1 protein-coding gene is annotated in these 367 nt (G+C 65.4%); it reads right to left on the bottom strand.

All coding sequences use genetic code 11. The features are described 5' to 3' along the window. Positions 1 to 367: LysR substrate-binding domain-containing protein (locus AB4Z35_RS31255; RefSeq protein WP_442101333.1), on the bottom strand; the 367-nt coding region annotated here is incomplete at both ends.

The raw sequence follows: 367 nt of genomic DNA, 5'->3' as shown, positions 1-367 counted from the left end.
GTACGGCCGGTATCGATACGGCCTGTATTTCCCCGTGGACGTCGAACTCCAGCGGCGTGACATTCCCCGTCGTAACCGATCGGATGCCCACCATCTGGTGCCCGTCGAGCGATGCCAGGCTCGTTGGCGTGCCGAACCGCGCCAGGTAAGCCGGCGTGGCGCAGGTCAGCCGGTCCAGGGTCGCCACTTGCCGCGCCACCAGCTCGCTATCGGGCAATTTGCCATAGCGGAGCACGCAATCGACGCCCTCCTGCACCATGTCGACCCAGCGGTCGCCCTCGCTCATCGAGATCTGGATATGCGGATGCCGGGCGAGGAAGTCCGGAAATCCCGGCAGCAGGAAATGGCGCGCGATTGTGCCCTGCAC

The sequence above is a fragment of the Pseudomonas sp. KB_15 genome (assembly GCF_052114525.1).
Taxonomy (GTDB): domain Bacteria; phylum Pseudomonadota; class Gammaproteobacteria; order Pseudomonadales; family Pseudomonadaceae; genus Aquipseudomonas.
This window is presented reverse-complemented; position numbering and strand designations above follow the sequence as displayed.